Below are 14,799 nucleotides of genomic sequence, written 5' to 3'. Positions count from 1 at the left end.
TACGCGGGCGGGGCAAGGCAAGAGTCCGAAGGCCCGAGTGGTGACGTGACCCACCCGCGGCCCTGAACTGTCCCCGGAGTGTCCCTGAAAGCCCTCGTCAGGAACTGTTACTTTTTTATGTAAATACTGGTGGGCCGGGTGGGACTCGAACCCTGTGAACGGGGCATGGAGGGAATACAGGGGCACCAAGTCTTTCATAAACAGAGGGGTCAAATCTATTCGTGCGCCTGGATGCCCCTCGACTGTCCCCGGAGTGTTCCCGACGACTTTCGGATCACGCCGACTGGCCGATTTGGCACCATTCGGCGGCGCTTGCACGTCACGATGACAGTGGCTGCCGCGACCGTACGTGCCTGACGCACTTGCCAGTCCCGCGCTGGCGCCTCGTGACGTTCGAGCGTGACGCTAGCGGCCTCCTCTACTGGGGCGGCGCGGTCGCGCACCGTTTGTTTCTTCCGTGATGGCGACGACAGTAGGGGTGACCGATGTCTTGAATTTTCTCAGAACTGCGCGGTCATCTGAAAACCAAGCGTCACGCGCGAAGTTTCAAGTGCGGAAGGTTTGTAGATCGGCGTGCCGGCGAACAGGTCGTAACTGAAACCCGCGTACTTCGAGGGCACACCGCCGCGAATGCCGATCACCGCACCGACGAGTTGCGTCCCTGCAAGGAAGGCCGTATTTGGTCCGAACACGCGCCCGTAGTCGATGCCCGCGTAAAGCGTCTGTCCGGTCTTGCCAATCGGCGCCTGCAATTCGTTGCGCCAGAAGAAGCCCTTCTCGCCCGCCAGCATCTGCTCACCGTCGAAGCCGCGCACGGTATATCGGCTGCCGATAGTCAGATCGTCGATGTAGAACAGCGTGTCGTTGGTGTATTGACCATGAAACGTGGTCACATACCGCAGCGGCTGCGACGCAATCGCGAACGGCACCGACAGGTTCAGTTCGCTGCCGCGTAGGCAGCTGAGAAGAGCACGAGCTTGTAGGCGGCGGCTTGCACCGTGTTCGCTGCCGCGTAGGCAGCTGAGAAGATGATCCGCTCCGCGCTCACGCTGGAGGCGTTGTTCGCTGCCGCGTAGGCAGCTGAGAAGGTCTGAATCGAAAGTGCCAGACATTCATCATGGTTCGCTGCCTCGTAGGCAGCTGAGAAGGATTCCCGAACGAGCTCGAGGCGGTCAAGCGTGTTCGCTGCCGCGTAGGCAGCTGAGAAGCATATGGGAAGGTCTTACGCCTTAATCGCAATGTTCGCTGCCGCGTAGGCAGCTGAGAAGCGAAGCACCCGCGTCGAGCATGGCGAGCAAAGGTTCGCTGCCGCGTAGGCAGCTGAGAAGTTTCAGAGCTTCGCGCAGCGCGGCGATCTCGGGTTCGCTGCCGCGTAGGCAGCTGAGAAAGTCGCCCCGTCGCACTGGAGTGGATGAAGCTGTGTTCGCTGCCGCGTAGGCAGCTGAGAAGATGCATGCCGGTTGTGCATGTACGCACGGATGACCTTCTGTTCCTGAGTCATGGCGGACTCCTTGCTGTTCGCGGCGCGCATTGCGCTACCGGCTACGCCCTCCGCGCCACTGCGCGCCAGCATGAGAAACCAACCACTGTCAGATTCAGTCTAGTCCACCGCATGTAAGCCAAAGCATCTGCTGATCACTATCTCGACTCGGTCTGCGATCAAGCACCGCCCCAAAAGGATCGCTTGGGTCACATCACGCCGTAACCGTTGCGCCAACCGGGCGTGAGTCCCGATCCTTTTCTGCAGCCTTGGCAACGAAAAGATCTGACCGGTCCTATAACGAATGCTGTCGCTGCACCCTGCATACCTCACGCCATCCACCCCGTAAGTGAATCGCCAGACCACGCTCCAGGTTGTTGTTCCTTGCCGGTCCGCGAATCCACGGCGCCCGAAGTAATCGCCGCTTCGACCGGATTCCAGTACGGTTCGGCATTGGACAGGGCGATTGCCTCTCCGGTATTGCTATTGAACATCCACCCCATGAACGTCGGCCATCCGATAAAAAAGCGATGGCTTCTTCACGCGCTCGAACCCCGATGCACGAACGCGTCTACGGCAGGATTGGGCGTGGGCATACAGCAACACACCTTGACGCGAGCGGCTTCCGTCACCGTGTCACCGTCACGAAATTGGTATGGCTTCATCGTCATTTCAGTCGTAAATCATTGCTAGTCGATCAACGCACGCGACCATGTCATCAGCCCGCGCGTTGCCCTCACCCTTCAAAATCATATTTCCGTCGTTTGACATGCTTCTTCGAACGCGCCAGGTTCGCGCATAGCGGACACCAGCTTCCTCTGAGCAGGCCCTGCGGCTGCGCTGTCCAGCGATGCCCCAAGTGGCACTCCCATTGCAGCGGATGGAACGTCGAAACATACACCTCCGACAGGCAACGCCCGCCTCGGCTGGCTGCGAGCTCGTGCATCTTCTCGATACCCAGCCGACGCCGCTCCCGGTAACAGCGCATGCACCAGTGCTGCTTGGCGACAATCGCCGGCGACTCCCATTCGTGCCCCTGTTTGCAGCGCCAGCGCAATGGCTGCATCTGGTTCTCGTAGGTCTCGGACAGACACTTGCCCCCATGGCTTTCCGCGAGCGCTCGCATCTTATCGATTCCATCGCGAGAGCGCTCGCAATAGCACTGCCAGCACCAGCTTCCGCCCTGTATATATTTATACGCGGTATGCCAGCGATGGCCCGCCGCGCATTCGAACAACAGCGGCGTATCCACGTTTACGTACTCCGTCGACAGGCACCGCCCACCTTTTTTCTCAACCGCACGCTGAATGTCCGCCAGGCGCAAACGCCTACTGTCTACCGCGCACGTTGTCCAGATAAGGGTTGGTTGGCATGGCGCTCATATTGATCTGAGAAGCCCCGCAGAATCAGATTCCCAAACGGATTTCCTCGTTGAAACGATTACCCATGGAACGTCACGCGCACTCATCCCTCGAAGCCGTAACGCTTACGCTTGTTCCGATTCTTCGTGCGCTCAAGCCGCGCGCAATCCGGGCACCATCGTCCCTTCTTGATGTTGTGCGGAAGCGCCTGCCAGACATGTCCGAGGTGGCACTTCCATCTGAGCTTGGCGGTGCGGATCAGGATCGCTTGTGACAAGCACTGTCCGCCTGGCGATGCTGCGATCTCCTGCATTTGCTCCTTGGCCGATCACGCTTCCGAGCGTCTCCCACTCATGGCTTTGCGTGCAACGCAAGCGATAACGTTCGTTTCGCCCCGTGAAGGTGTCAAGCAGCACACCCCCGCGTTGAGCGACGCATGCCGGCCAACGCGCCTTGATATCGTCAGCCCGGTATTGTTCACATCGAGGGGCATTACGCTTGTTGTGGAGGAAAAATTCCCGTGTCGTTCCAAACGGTGCCCCTTTGCGCACTCGAAGTCGTCGCGAATGCGATCACCCAGCCGTTCCTGCGAGCGGCAACGCCAACCAGGCTCGGCCGCTCGTGCGTGCAGTTTGGCGAGATGGGATTGGTTTGCATAGATTTCGTGCGTCTGTTCGCGCTGTATCTTTAATACCGGTTTGCCTGCGTGCTCATGATCGCGTCAAGCGATTATTCGACAGCCACTATCGCTCGCTCGCCCCTTCACGCTGCGCCCGCATGAGCACGCCTTGGCGATGTCTTTCAGTTGGACTCCATTCCGGGCGATGAGCGCGGCGCGGCCTGAATGTCGCGCGTATTCTTCTGCACTGCGATGGCGCCGAACAGCGCAAGAACAAACGACATCGCATAAAAGCCCTTCTCGCTCAACGCCAGCGTCGCGTTGATGAGACCCACCACCAGCAGCACGACGGCGAGCGTGAGCGAAGTCCAGCTCAGACCGTAGTAGATCGTCGTAACCGGAATGCCTTCAACGCGGTCGCGCACGCTCTTTTGCAAGGAAATAGCCGCGTAAAGCCCGAAGACGAGCACCGTGAAGTAATAGCCCTTTTCATTGAGTTGCATACCCGCGTTCCAGAGTCCGGCAAGGTACGCGCAAAGACCCGCGATCAATGCGCCCACGAAGCGACGACGAAGGCCAACGACGGTTGTTGAAGGGATCGACTCATGATTCTGACTTCCTGTTGATTGAATATAAAGGTAGGGATCGGCGACGCGAGCCCCGCCATCTCTGGAGGCCGCGGCATCGAATGAAATCAATCTGTTGCGTCAATGCGAAAGCAGCCCGGCTGCACTCTTTGAAAGCCCAGCCGCGCTCGCCTTCGCGCTCGTGAGCGCATCGGCGGCCGAGCTGATGTTTTGCGCTGCCGCCTTGCTAGCGGCTGAGGCAGTCGACACGCTCGACGCTGCCGATGCAGCCACGGCCGTTGCGGACTGTTGAGGTGCATCGTGCTTGACAGGTTTCGGGTTCGCCCCCGCCATCGCAAGCAGGTTGCCTTGCACACTGATATTGACCGGATCCGTATCCTTCCACTGCTTCTTCGCAATCAGCAGCTTCCACACGCCGTCGCTGCTGGGCGCGCGGAAGAACGCCACTACGCCGACATATTCCGCGTCCTTATTCATCGGCTCGCTGATGCTGGCGGCAGCACCCGGGCGCAGCACGACATCTTTCGTCGCGACGAGGTCCGCCTTGAGCAACTCGAGATCGTTGTTCTGCAACTGCGCGTATTCGAGTTGCGCGAAGGTTTTCGAATCCTTGAGCTGATAGAACCTCACCACCGTCGAGAGCGACTGGCCGGTGGCGTTGCCGTTCAACGCGGCGCGCCCGTTGAGTTCGACGTTCATCGTCTTGACTTGCGTCGTGAAGAGCCACTCTGCGGCGTCCACCGTGCTGTCTTTGGTGGCCTGCCACGCGCCGCATCCGGCCACGCCAAGTGCGCTTAAGCACCACCCTGAACGCCCTCCAACGCCGTCGCCAGCATGATCCAACCGGTCGTCGGACTTGCAAGGCCAACGGCGTGGTCAAACGAGCGCTCGATCAAGCGTTGTTGGGGATCACCTTTGATCGCAGATAGCAGCGCAGCGCTCAATTCGGTGTCGCAGCCTGTATGCCGCAAATGCGTGGGATGTCTTGAAGCGGTTTGCATCTCCGCCATCTGGGCGATTTCCGCTTCGAGCTTGTCCGTTGTCGACGGCATCGGACGCAAGATGCGGCTCGTTTGCGCGTCGTCCAAGGGGCCGTGGATCTTTTGGCAAACGTGCCGGCCTTAACCGTTTCCCTCGGCTCCAACAGAATCGCTGCCACGCCCTCGGAGAATTCGTGAGGCAAGTCGTCTTCGGGCCAGATCTGGGCGGCAACGATCAGTTTGACGGCACCGTCGCGCTCGCCCACCTGGTTGACGATCCACGGCGCATTCCCTGACCGGCTCGCACGTCACGGTAAATCGCACGCCCGGCGCGGCTTTCTACAGCGCGCCCTTCAATTCACTCTCGAACCCAGCTATCTTGGCTGGTATTTCGCCATGAAGCAGCGTGACCGCAATCTCGCGTCTATTTTCTATCGCCGGCTTTAGGCTGTCGGCAAGCTCGGACAGAACGTTGCCGTATTGTTCTTTTCCTGCTTTAACAGCCTTCCGCTCCAATCCTTTCGCGTGGTCTTTGTTCACAGGTAGGTCGCCGACTGCATCACCAAAGCTAACCGTAGGTACCGGGGTGATCGCAACCGCAGCCGCGACGCGCAGATGCCGTTGACACTACGATCGCCACAAAGCAACCAGGCGATCCTGTTCATTCTCTTGCTCTTCTGCCTGGACTTTCGCGCTTTCCCAACAATCGAGGGCTACGCCAAAAACGAGACAACACGCGACCAGTGGCGCGCCGATCAGCAAAACCCAAAATGTCGCGGTGTTTATTGATTTATTGTGAGGCCATAGCAGCAAAACGGCGCCGACCGCGCTCGATGCAATAGCGACCAGCGTCGGCAGCCAAGCGCGCCACGAAATGGACTTGGGGTGCTCCGTCTTGAGCATCGTCGGGATGGGCCACAGCATGGAGAAATGTCAGGAAAACGGAATACGCGCTTCGCGGGCGGATACGTCCGCACCAGCGCGCAACGTCGACGGGCACAATGAGGATTCGTGCCGCAAGGCAGTGCTAACGACAACGCGAAACGGCTGAGTCAGGACGGCCCGCGCTAATGCGGGCCATCCTCTTATGAAGAAGCTTAGTCCACGCGGGTCGGACCACCGTCTTCACGGCTCAGGACGATCCATGTGACTGGACCCTCCTTGCCATCGCGACCAATTCCAGACGGCAGCGTATCGCCCGCTTTGAACATCCGCTCTTGCAGCATCGTATCGGGCGATTCCTGCACACCCCAGCGCCCAGCGTGAGGACAGGCTTCACCCGTGCAGGCCGAAATGTGCGCTTTTTCCTGCTCGGTTTGCGGCTTCGCTCGCTGCTGCCGTGCGAATTCCACCATGTCCTTCGGATAGAACGGCATGTCACGATAGACACTGTCGTCGATGTTCCACAGCAGCGTCACCAGCCCCGCTTCGAACGCCCAATAGCCGAAGAAGAAGGCGTGCAATCGCTTGTGGCGATCGTGCCAGTAGCAATTCTTCATGCCCGAATACCATGTCTTCAGGTATTTCGTCATAGCCTTCTGCTGATCTGCGCTGGTCGTCTCCGTCGCCTGGAGCAAAGCAGCGTAGGGCCTTTCGTGAACTAACGATTCACCCGGCATCGAGATGCCGAAGCGTTCGAATAGGCGGCGCACTAACACGTCTTGGCCGTCATCTTCCTTCGTGCTGATCCAGCTAGCGATCTGCGGGACGTATTCTTTCAGGTCCAGCATGACCGCCAACGACAAAAGCCACATCACATACTGATAGGCGTCTGGCTCCCAGAGTAACAGTTTATCGTCTGCTACAAACCGCTCACGATACGTTCTGAATGTATCGAAGGTTCGCATAGCATGTGGACGAAGCGAAGCTATATCATCTCCGGCAGAGTAGCGAGCAATCAAAAGATGCAACGCAATTCCTACCTTCTCCCAATAAAGACGCTTCTTGTGGTCCTCGTCTTTCTCTGGGTCGTTCAGCATTTGTGCAACCTTGTCACTCACCAATCTCGATTCGAAGAACTCGATCTTCTCCTGATAATGACTCTCTGGCAAAAGCGATTCACGCTTACGTTCGTCAAATATTTCGGTCATCTTTGGTTTCCTTACACTACAGCGTTATCGCACCAATCGAATTTGCGTTCGCGTCTAGCTTGGTTATGCTTATCACTTCGCCGGATTCGTCGACGACCATCAGCCATTTCTCGAAACGCTCGTCAAGGATGTCGACGGCGCGCTCATCACCGACGGCATCAGGAAGCCTATACTCAACCCACTTGTCGCTCATCTGCTTGGCGCTTGGGTAATTTTTTGACCCCTTCGTAGGCTTCAAGTCTTTATCGGTAAATTTCCCACCAGTCCGATACTTCGTCTCGGTGACAACATACGGAGGAGGCAGTTCGCCCGGCGGCTTCTTGTACACGCCATCGATACCCCGACCGATCGGCACATCTTCAAGCGAGCGCGGCGGCTGGCGGTCCTTGAGCATAACATTCTCATAGCCCTTGCCCCCCATGTACTGATCGCTGACGATCTCGCCATAGATGCCCTTCTTCGCCGTGGTCAACTTCTTCACATCGACCGGCTCGCCCTCATGGACATTCGCGCTCGTCGGCGCCTTCTCGACCGGCTGCGGCAAGGATCCACCACCCCTTGCCGCACCACCGGCGGCCTCCGCCCCATCACGGAACACGGGCAGCACCCTCGGCGGCACGCCAATCCCTGAACTCACCCGGATCCTGTCCGCGGCAGCCATCTCCGGCTTGGCCGCGGACACGGCTGCATAAGCAGGTTGGCGAACCGGCGGCATCACCTGCTTGAGCATGTCCTGAAGCGCCTGGTCCAACTGGCTGAGCGCCTTGGGTACTTCTTGCGCCAAACGCGTCTGCAACGCATAGAAGCTCTTCTCCATGCGCTCGAGTTGGACAATCATCCCTCGGGCACGCTCGAAGTATTCGAGGCGACTGAGCTGCGCCTTCGCCTTCGTGATGAGGCTCAGCGTGCTCTCAATGAAGCCCTTGAGCTTGCTCACCAGCAGCTCAGCGTAGTCGGCAAAGCGCACCATCTTCAGTAGCTTGACGACGTTGCCCTTGGTGAAACTCTCCAGAAACCCCACCACATCGACCAGAATCGCGCCGCCTTTCTTGACCAGCATCAGACACAGCGCGCGCAGAATAGCCGCCGCTTCGTCGCCAACGAGTGCACCGACCAAAGCGCCAGTTGCCGCACAGATCACTGGACCGAACACACCCAGCGCCGACGCAATCAGGATGACCCACTCCTCCCATTCGGGGTGCGCGGCATTCTGCTGGGCTGTGCTCGTCCCGGCGTAGCGATGTCCGAGTCGCAAACACACCGCTGCGAGATCGCGCGCACTGGTGACGATCACCGCGCCGGGCACGGTCATGGCCACCAGCATGTCGGTGACGATCACACTCGTTGGACGGTCCTCGGCAAACTCGCCCAGCGTCAACGACTTCAGCCATTCATACGCGCCAATGGCCTCGTCCCATACCTTTCCAAGCCCGCTCATGCCTGTTCTCCTTCATTGTTTTGAGGCATGACGTCGTTCATGTCCGAATCGTGCTCGGCCGTGATGCTCGCTTTGTGTGGATTGGGGTCATCCAGATAGCGGATGCGTGCTCCCATGCCCGTGGGCAGGCCCGTTAGGCGGACGTAGCCTTCGGCATTGAGTGTGCCGCTGCGTGTAGTACCGTCATCGAGTGTGGCGATGTACTGACATCCCGCGACGGGAGAACCGTCCGCATAGATGCGCCGAAACTCGAGATCGGTGGCGCCGGGCGCCGGATAGGGCAGAGCAGGCATCGGCGTGTTTTGCGAGGCCTGACCCTGCTTCTGGATCGTGATGACCTTGAAGAACAGATCGGCAGGGCCGCCCAGTGTGATGTTGCCGTCCTTCAGTTGAACGAACGCGCCGTCGCATTCGAGAATCAGTTCCTTGGCTGCCGCAACCGTCACTTTGCCGTTGACGCTGGTGATCGTCATGTCCTTATCGGACGCCAGCGTCATCGCATCGGTCTGCGCCTGAACCTCCACCGGCCCCTTGGCGGCGAAGAGTTTCAATCCCATCTTCTGCGCAAAGATCGACACCAGTTCGCCCGCAGCCACGGTAAAGCGCTTCACCACGCTGAAGTCCGCGTTCTTGCCCACCACCGCGGAGATGTTCTCCTGCGCGCTCACGTGAACGCCTCGACCCGATACGACGCCGATCGAGCCCGGCGCGCTCGCGAGAAGCCCCCGCTGCTTCAGACCGTCGAGTTCGTCCTTGACCTGTTGCTGCGCGTCGGTGTCCGCAGGAACCGCCTTGGCCGCGCGGGACGAGTCGGCCAGCGACTTGGCCAGTGTCAATGCGCTTTCAAGCTCCGCGATCGTCTGCTGCATATCGAGTTGCTTGCCCGATGCAGCGGGCTGGTCATCGCCTCGGTCGACAACTCGGGCAGTCGCGCAACGGGCAAACTGCAAGGCAATTTGAGTCTAGGCATCGACAATCCGCTCGGCTTGAACGACATCTTTACCGTCGGCGCAAATCAGGACCTTGAGTTTGGTGACAAGGGACTCGGCTCGCATGGCTTCAACGGCTCGTATTCCGTGCCATGGGGTTTCTGGACGGCGAACCGATGCTGCCAACCGTTTTCTCGACCACGGAAACTATCTTGCCTATGGCCTGGGTGCGACGGCCACCTGGGTCTTGGGCTTGCCTCATGGGCTGGCCGTACTGCACGGCAAAACGCGACGCGGCGGCCTGGTATTCGACGCGGCCGATCTGATCAAGGACGCGGTTATCCTTCCGCAAGCCTTCCTGTCGGCCATGCGCGGCGACGACGAACAACAATTTCGACGGCACTGTATCGAGGCGATGACGCGCGACGAGTCGCTGGACTTCATCATCGACACGCTCAAGGTCATCGCCGTCGAGACCGCGCGCCTTGCGCAAGCATCGAATGCACGGTCGTGAACGTCCTGTTCGTCTCCCAATGCACCAAACGCGCGCTGAGCGAAACGCGGCGTATTCTCGACCAGTTCGCCGAGCGGCGCGGCGAGCGCACCTGGCAGACGCCTATCACCCATGCCGGGCTGGATACGGTACGCAAGCTATTGCGGCAGAGCGCGAGAAAGAACACTGCTGTCGCCTGCCACTGGATACGCGGGCGCGATCACAGCGAGTTGATGTGGATCGTCGGGGATGCGCGGCAGTTCAATGAAGAGGGCGCCGTACCGACGAATACGACGGTGAATGACGTGCTGCGCGTCGAAGATGAAAGCACGTGGCACCGGCTACCGGAAGTGTCGTCACTGAGCGCGCTGGCCGCGCTGTTGCATGATCTGGGCAAGGCGACGCAAGCATTTCAGGAACGGCTGCGCGAGCCTCGCGCACAGGAGCGTAACCATTATCGCCACGAATGGGTGTCGGTGCGCTTGTTTCAGGCATTCGTTGGCGATACTCACGACGACGCGGACTGGTTGAACCGCCTCGCATCCTGCACGGATCCGCAGATCGACGCGAAGGCGTTCGAGGCGCAGTGGCTCGATCATCGAGAAGGCCGCCTCGTGCGGGACGGCCTGGACAGAACAGAAGCCCAAGATGGCTTACCGTTCGCGACGTTGCCGCCGCTGGCGCAGACCGTGGCCTGGCTCATCTTGACGCATCATCGGATGCCTTGCATGCCCGTGCCGCAGGCGCTCGGAAGCTCGGACGACGATATCGAACACCCGCGAGATCGTTGGCGCCGTTTCGGCGCCCATATCAACAGTGTCAATCGACATCACCTGCGCGACTTGCTTGCGCAGATCACCGCGGACTGGAACGAGCCGCGCGAAGCAGCGGACCGTGCCACGGTGGCGCGGCATTGGCGCTTTCCGTGCGGCTTGCCAGTCGCTACCGTTTCCTGGCGCAAGCAAGCCGCGCGGTATGCACGCAAGCTACTGGAGATACCTGGCGCGACGACAACCCCAGCCGCATTGGACGATCCGTTCGTGATGCACGTATCGCGGCTATGTCTGATGCTGGCCGATCATCACTACTCCAGCATTGAAGATGAGGCGCGTCGTGCGACATTCTAGAAAAGGCCGCCGAGTACTTTGCGAACGGACTACGGCAAGGTACGCGTTCATGCAAGCCCATGTCAAAGACCATTGTCTGCGCACGATGTGCCGGATACTCGGCGCTCATCGCAGCGGCCATTACGCGCCTTGCAGCGTCAGTTGGGCAATGCGCGCAAGCGCGAGAATGAGCGGCTGCTGGGTCTGATCAAGCATCACAGACTGGCCAGGGGAGGCGTCTACGGTTACCGCAAAGTCACGATAGATTTGCGGGAAATCGGGCGAGACGGGCGGCCGCCACCGCGTATTCCAACTATTACGAAGCGAAGGCCTGTGCGCGGAGGTTGGCTACGGTGGCAAGCCGGGATATCACGGTGGTCTGCTCGGTGCTGTTGCCAATCTATGAACCGGACCTTCACGCCTGATGCTGCCACTCCAATGCCGTGGCAGAGAGATTTTTCATGCGCTGAATAAAGGACGAGTCGAATGCACTGACCGATTCCTGTCCTTGCGTTTCCGAGCGGTGTGTACCGTGCAAAGTCAATTTTATAGTGAGGAAATGGAATGGAGAAATCGAATATAAAAGAACAACATTCAAGCTTCCGTGCGGCAATCGATGCATTCCTGAGGGACCGCCTGCAGACGAAGCTCGACAAACTCGATGTCGAAGATCCCAAGCGACCAGAGCTCATCGCTGAACATCGGCGTGATACGTGGCTAAAGAGCGCAGCACGGCGCGTGATGCAAATTCAAGCCGTCACACATTCGCTCAAAGCTATCCACCCCGACGCACGCGGTACGAACCTATACGTGAGCCCCTCGGATCTGCATGAGCACGATCTGGTTGGGACTCACGCGCTGGGTAGCCACTTCGTCATGGACGTAGTGGGTAACGCAGCGGCACTTGACGTGTATAAGTTGCTTCGACTTGAGGTCGGCGGACGCACTCTCCTGCAGGCGCTCACTGCCAACGACGACGAAGCCTTGCAGGCGCTGGACGACGATCCTGCGCAAGCCCAATCGTTGCGCGAAGCGCTGATCAGCCTCACATCGGAACGAGAGGGCGGAATCGCATCGCATACCCGCGCCAAACAGCTGTATTGGCTCGTAGGCGACGACGCCGAGGACGATGCTCAGTACCATCTCATCGCGCCGCTTTACGCTACGTCGCTCGCTCATGTCGTGCACGAGGAGATGCAAGAGGCCCGCTTCGGTGAAGCCAATAGATTGGCACGCCACGCGCGGCGAGAAGGCTTGCCACACGACGGCGTTTATCGCGAATACCGTGATCTTGCTGTGCAAAAACTAGGCGGTACTAAACCGCAAAATGTATCCCAATTGAATAGTGACCGCGGCGGGATCAAATACCTCTTGTCTTCGCTGCCACCCGTATGGCAAATCCGGCGTAGCGTCCTTCCGGTCAACGCGAAGTCGATCTTCGACAGAACCTTTGGCGCGCGTCCTGCAGTGCGTGCGGCGATACGCGTATTGCAACGCCTTTTGCTCAGCGAACGGCCGAAGAACATGGATACCCGCGATCGCCGCGACGAGTTGGTGGACAGACTCATCAACGAACTGAACAGCTACGCCGAGGAACTCGACCTGCGCAATCTCGAACAAGGTGTTGAGCAGATGAAGCGCGTCGCGAGTCAGGACGTCGATATGAAGATCGAACCGACCGACGTGCCGGGCGAAAGCGATGTCGTGCTGTCACTCAAGCGAGCAAAGCCGTGGTCGCTCATACGCCGCGACGAACAGTCCCTTACCTGATCGGATCGCACCGTAACCCGATGACCTCAGCTCAAAACCTTCACCTCTCTTTTCCAAATTGGAATCGACGAGGTGCCCAAGATTGAGCTGCGACTTGCCCGAGTGCTCGGTGCTGAGCTTGATGCCCTCCTCACCGGCCCAGTCTTCCATCCTGAGCTTATTGTTGCTCTGCGTGCGGACGACATTTCTTGACAACCATCGACGATCGTTCGTGATGTGATCAACCGCCTGGCTGTTATGATGGAAGCCCAAAATTTCAGGCTTATCCGGATCTCCATCCCGGAATCCGATGACCGCCTCCGAGCCGTCCAGGCCGGGAAAGTGAAAACCCGTTTGCAACGCACCCGCGAACGGCTTGGCCAGGCGCAGCGGTACACTCTCGCCGCCCTGAGGCCACTCATCAAAGTCCACATCGAAACGAATTGTGTAATAGCCGGCGGCCGTCAAATACGCGTATTTATATTTGTCAGGACTTGTCACGCGACCACTGAGTGTGCCCGCGATTTTCGGCCACTTCGATTCGTCAATCTTTAGGCGGAAACGTCGATCCGCAGGAATCGCCTTGAACGTGTTGCTGTACGCCTTGTCTCGCGCGCCGCGGTGCGTGACCTCGATGGCGACCAGCCCGCTTTCCGCATCCGGCAACTCGGTATCTGTGCGGAACACACGCCCGCACCGAAGCTCTTGCACGTTGCTTTGACCTTCGAACAGCACCTGCCAGCAGATCGCTTCCTCATGATAGAGTTGCGCCTTGCGCTGGGCTTCCCCCTGGTCCACATGCGCGGTTCCATAGACATAAGGGGTGCCGTACGTCGTCGGATCTTGCGGTGCGACGCTCTCCTCAGCCCTGAAACGTTCGTAGGCTTTCTCGGGGTTATAGTCGGCGACTACGATTGATCGCGGCACGACCTGCGTGTGATATTCGAGCTCGGACACCGACTCGACTGCCGCTTCGAGCCCTGCATTTTCGCGATAGTGGACCACGCGCGCGGGATCATAAATGTAGTGATCTATGTCATCCGCAAAGACGATCCGGTCCCCGTATTCGGTCTCTTCGATGTACAGATAGACGCCAGCCTTCGCCATCAACATCTGCACGTACGCTAAGTCATCCTGAGCGTATTGAAAACGGAAAAGCGTCTGCGGATATTGACCACGTAGCCGAAAAATATACTGATGGGACTTGAACCCATGACGCAACAGCATCGCTTCCAGAATTTGCGGAATCGTCTTGTGCTGGTAAATTTTTGTATCACGCACCCCCTGGAGCCGCGCCAGCCGGGATTTGATCACGACTTCATAGCTGACAAAATCGTGAGTCGTCTTCAGCTTGGAAAACGCGGCGATGAAGCCGGAAAACTTCCGCTTCACTCCGTCATCCGACGTGAATGAGAAGCTCGCTTCGCGATTCAGGTAATCGCGGCGCGAGATAGCGCGGGGATGCGAAATCCGAATAGAAATCGTGACTGGATCGCCCATGCGCTCCGTGATGTCATACGACGCGACCGACAGAAGCCCCGCGCTTTCGGTTCCCGGCACATCAAGATAGCTGGCCTGACGCCCGCTGACAGCGAACGCCCGACTCGCGGCATGCTCCGTTTGGTCCAATACGCTGGACATGGTTATACGCTCCTTCTTCTGCACTGCTATCGAAGCTTGCCCCAAGGCAAGCGGTGATCAGCCTCTCGCGCATGCGCGCGTTCAACGGCCGGAGCTTATCCGTTCCGATGCACGCGCAACAGATCAAACCATCTTAAAGGGCACAAATCCTTGCGGTTCGCCACGATTTTTCATCGCGCGGCAAATTTGAGACGAGCTTCGTGTGATACGTTCGCTCGAGTGAAGCCTCCGCATAGTCTCGCCAGGCTGCGCTGGCCCGATATGGCGAGCGGACCTCGCGTGGGATCCCAGGACATGGCCGCAGATTCTGAATCGGACTTCGAGCC

General features: G+C 58.8%; 12 protein-coding genes, 5 pseudogenes and 1 CRISPR repeat array. Of the genes and pseudogenes, 5 read left to right on the top strand and 12 right to left on the bottom strand.

Annotation, left to right across the window (positions count from 1 at the left end; translation table 11 throughout):
• Window positions 1–500: 500 nt before the first annotated feature.
• The 11 genes and pseudogenes from NCT32_RS15075 to NCT32_RS15025 all read right to left on the bottom strand — a co-directional run bounded on the left by NCT32_RS15075 (window position 501) and on the right by NCT32_RS15025 (window position 9,424).
• Window positions 501–929, bottom strand: coding sequence for a ShlB/FhaC/HecB family hemolysin secretion/activation protein (locus NCT32_RS15075; protein WP_250490429.1), 429 nt, complete (start codon window positions 927–929; stop codon window positions 501–503).
• An 11-nt stretch (window positions 930–940) separates the two neighbouring features.
• A CRISPR array of direct repeats spans window positions 941–1,448; the repeat unit is 27 nt; unit sequence GTTCGCTGCCGCGTAGGCAGCTGAGAA.
• 768 nt (window positions 1,449–2,216) lie between these two features.
• A complete protein-coding gene (locus NCT32_RS15070; RefSeq protein ID WP_143756330.1) occupies window positions 2,217–2,732 on the bottom strand; it encodes a hypothetical protein in 516 nt (171 codons plus the stop codon).
• A 212-nt stretch (window positions 2,733–2,944) separates the two neighbouring features.
• Entirely contained in the window at window positions 2,945–3,154 is a 210-nt protein-coding gene (locus tag NCT32_RS15065; protein WP_143756331.1) for a hypothetical protein, read from the bottom strand.
• A gap of 488 nt (window positions 3,155–3,642) precedes the next feature.
• Window positions 3,643–4,067: pseudogene (gene yiaA / locus NCT32_RS15060) on the bottom strand (inner membrane protein YiaA).
• Window positions 4,068–4,167: 100 nt separating this feature from the next.
• Entirely contained in the window at window positions 4,168–4,890 is a 723-nt protein-coding gene (gene tssJ / locus NCT32_RS15055) for a type VI secretion system lipoprotein TssJ (RefSeq protein WP_061118288.1), read from the bottom strand.
• Window positions 4,842–5,135 (bottom strand): hypothetical protein, encoded by a 294-nt coding sequence (locus NCT32_RS15050; protein WP_143756332.1) that lies wholly within the window; start codon window positions 5,133–5,135, stop codon window positions 4,842–4,844. The genes tssJ and NCT32_RS15050 overlap by 49 nt, the downstream gene beginning before the upstream one ends.
• Before the next feature lie 231 nt (window positions 5,136–5,366).
• On the bottom strand, window positions 5,367–5,567 hold the full coding sequence (locus tag NCT32_RS15045) for a hypothetical protein (RefSeq protein WP_061118289.1): 201 nt from the start codon (window positions 5,565–5,567) through the stop codon (window positions 5,367–5,369).
• Window positions 5,568–5,654: 87 nt separating this feature from the next.
• On the bottom strand, window positions 5,655–5,951 hold the full coding sequence (locus NCT32_RS15040; RefSeq protein ID WP_061118290.1) for a hypothetical protein: 297 nt from the start codon (window positions 5,949–5,951) through the stop codon (window positions 5,655–5,657).
• Between the two features lie 173 nt (window positions 5,952–6,124).
• Window positions 6,125–7,117, bottom strand: coding sequence for a PoNi-like cognate immunity protein (locus tag NCT32_RS15035; RefSeq protein WP_086961049.1), 993 nt, complete (start codon window positions 7,115–7,117; stop codon window positions 6,125–6,127).
• A 16-nt stretch (window positions 7,118–7,133) separates the two neighbouring features.
• Window positions 7,134–8,555, bottom strand: a complete 1,422-nt coding sequence (locus NCT32_RS15030) for a hypothetical protein (RefSeq protein WP_061118291.1) — start codon at window positions 8,553–8,555, stop codon at window positions 7,134–7,136.
• Window positions 8,552–9,424 (bottom strand): DUF2345 domain-containing protein, encoded by an 873-nt coding sequence (locus tag NCT32_RS15025; RefSeq protein WP_061118292.1) that lies wholly within the window; start codon window positions 9,422–9,424, stop codon window positions 8,552–8,554. The genes NCT32_RS15030 and NCT32_RS15025 overlap by 4 nt, the downstream gene beginning before the upstream one ends.
• Window positions 9,425–9,454: 30 nt before the next feature.
• On the opposite strand from NCT32_RS15025, the pseudogene NCT32_RS15020 reads away from it, so the two are divergent.
• The 5 genes and pseudogenes from NCT32_RS15020 to csy1 all read left to right on the top strand — a co-directional run.
• A pseudogene (locus NCT32_RS15020) lies at window positions 9,455–9,655 on the top strand (ShlB/FhaC/HecB family hemolysin secretion/activation protein); the annotation flags it as partial.
• Window positions 9,648–9,998: pseudogene (gene cas1f, locus NCT32_RS15015) on the top strand (type I-F CRISPR-associated endonuclease Cas1f); the annotation flags it as partial. The pseudogenes NCT32_RS15020 and cas1f, both read left to right, overlap by 8 nt.
• On the top strand, window positions 9,995–11,104 hold the full coding sequence (locus NCT32_RS15010) for a CRISPR-associated endonuclease Cas3'' (protein WP_061118293.1): 1,110 nt from the start codon (window positions 9,995–9,997) through the stop codon (window positions 11,102–11,104). The pseudogene cas1f and the gene NCT32_RS15010, both read left to right, overlap by 4 nt.
• Window positions 11,103–11,545 (top strand): annotated as a pseudogene (locus tag NCT32_RS15005) (IS3 family transposase); the annotation flags it as partial. The gene NCT32_RS15010 and the pseudogene NCT32_RS15005, both read left to right, overlap by 2 nt.
• Before the next feature lie 102 nt (window positions 11,546–11,647).
• A pseudogene (gene csy1, locus NCT32_RS15000) lies at window positions 11,648–12,850 on the top strand (type I-F CRISPR-associated protein Csy1); the annotation flags it as partial.
• On the opposite strand, the gene NCT32_RS14995 reads toward csy1, so the two are convergent.
• Window positions 12,794–14,473, bottom strand: coding sequence for a type VI secretion system Vgr family protein (locus NCT32_RS14995; RefSeq protein ID WP_061118296.1), 1,680 nt, complete (start codon window positions 14,471–14,473; stop codon window positions 12,794–12,796). The pseudogene csy1 and the gene NCT32_RS14995 sit on opposite strands and share 57 nt — an antisense overlap.
• Window positions 14,474–14,799: the final 326 nt, after the last annotated feature.

The organism is Caballeronia sp. INML2, assembly GCF_023631365.1.
Taxonomy (GTDB): Bacteria; Pseudomonadota; Gammaproteobacteria; order Burkholderiales; family Burkholderiaceae; genus Caballeronia; species Caballeronia turbans.
The sequence above is the reverse complement of the archived record's forward strand: the minus strand, read 5'-3'. Positions and strand labels throughout refer to the sequence as shown.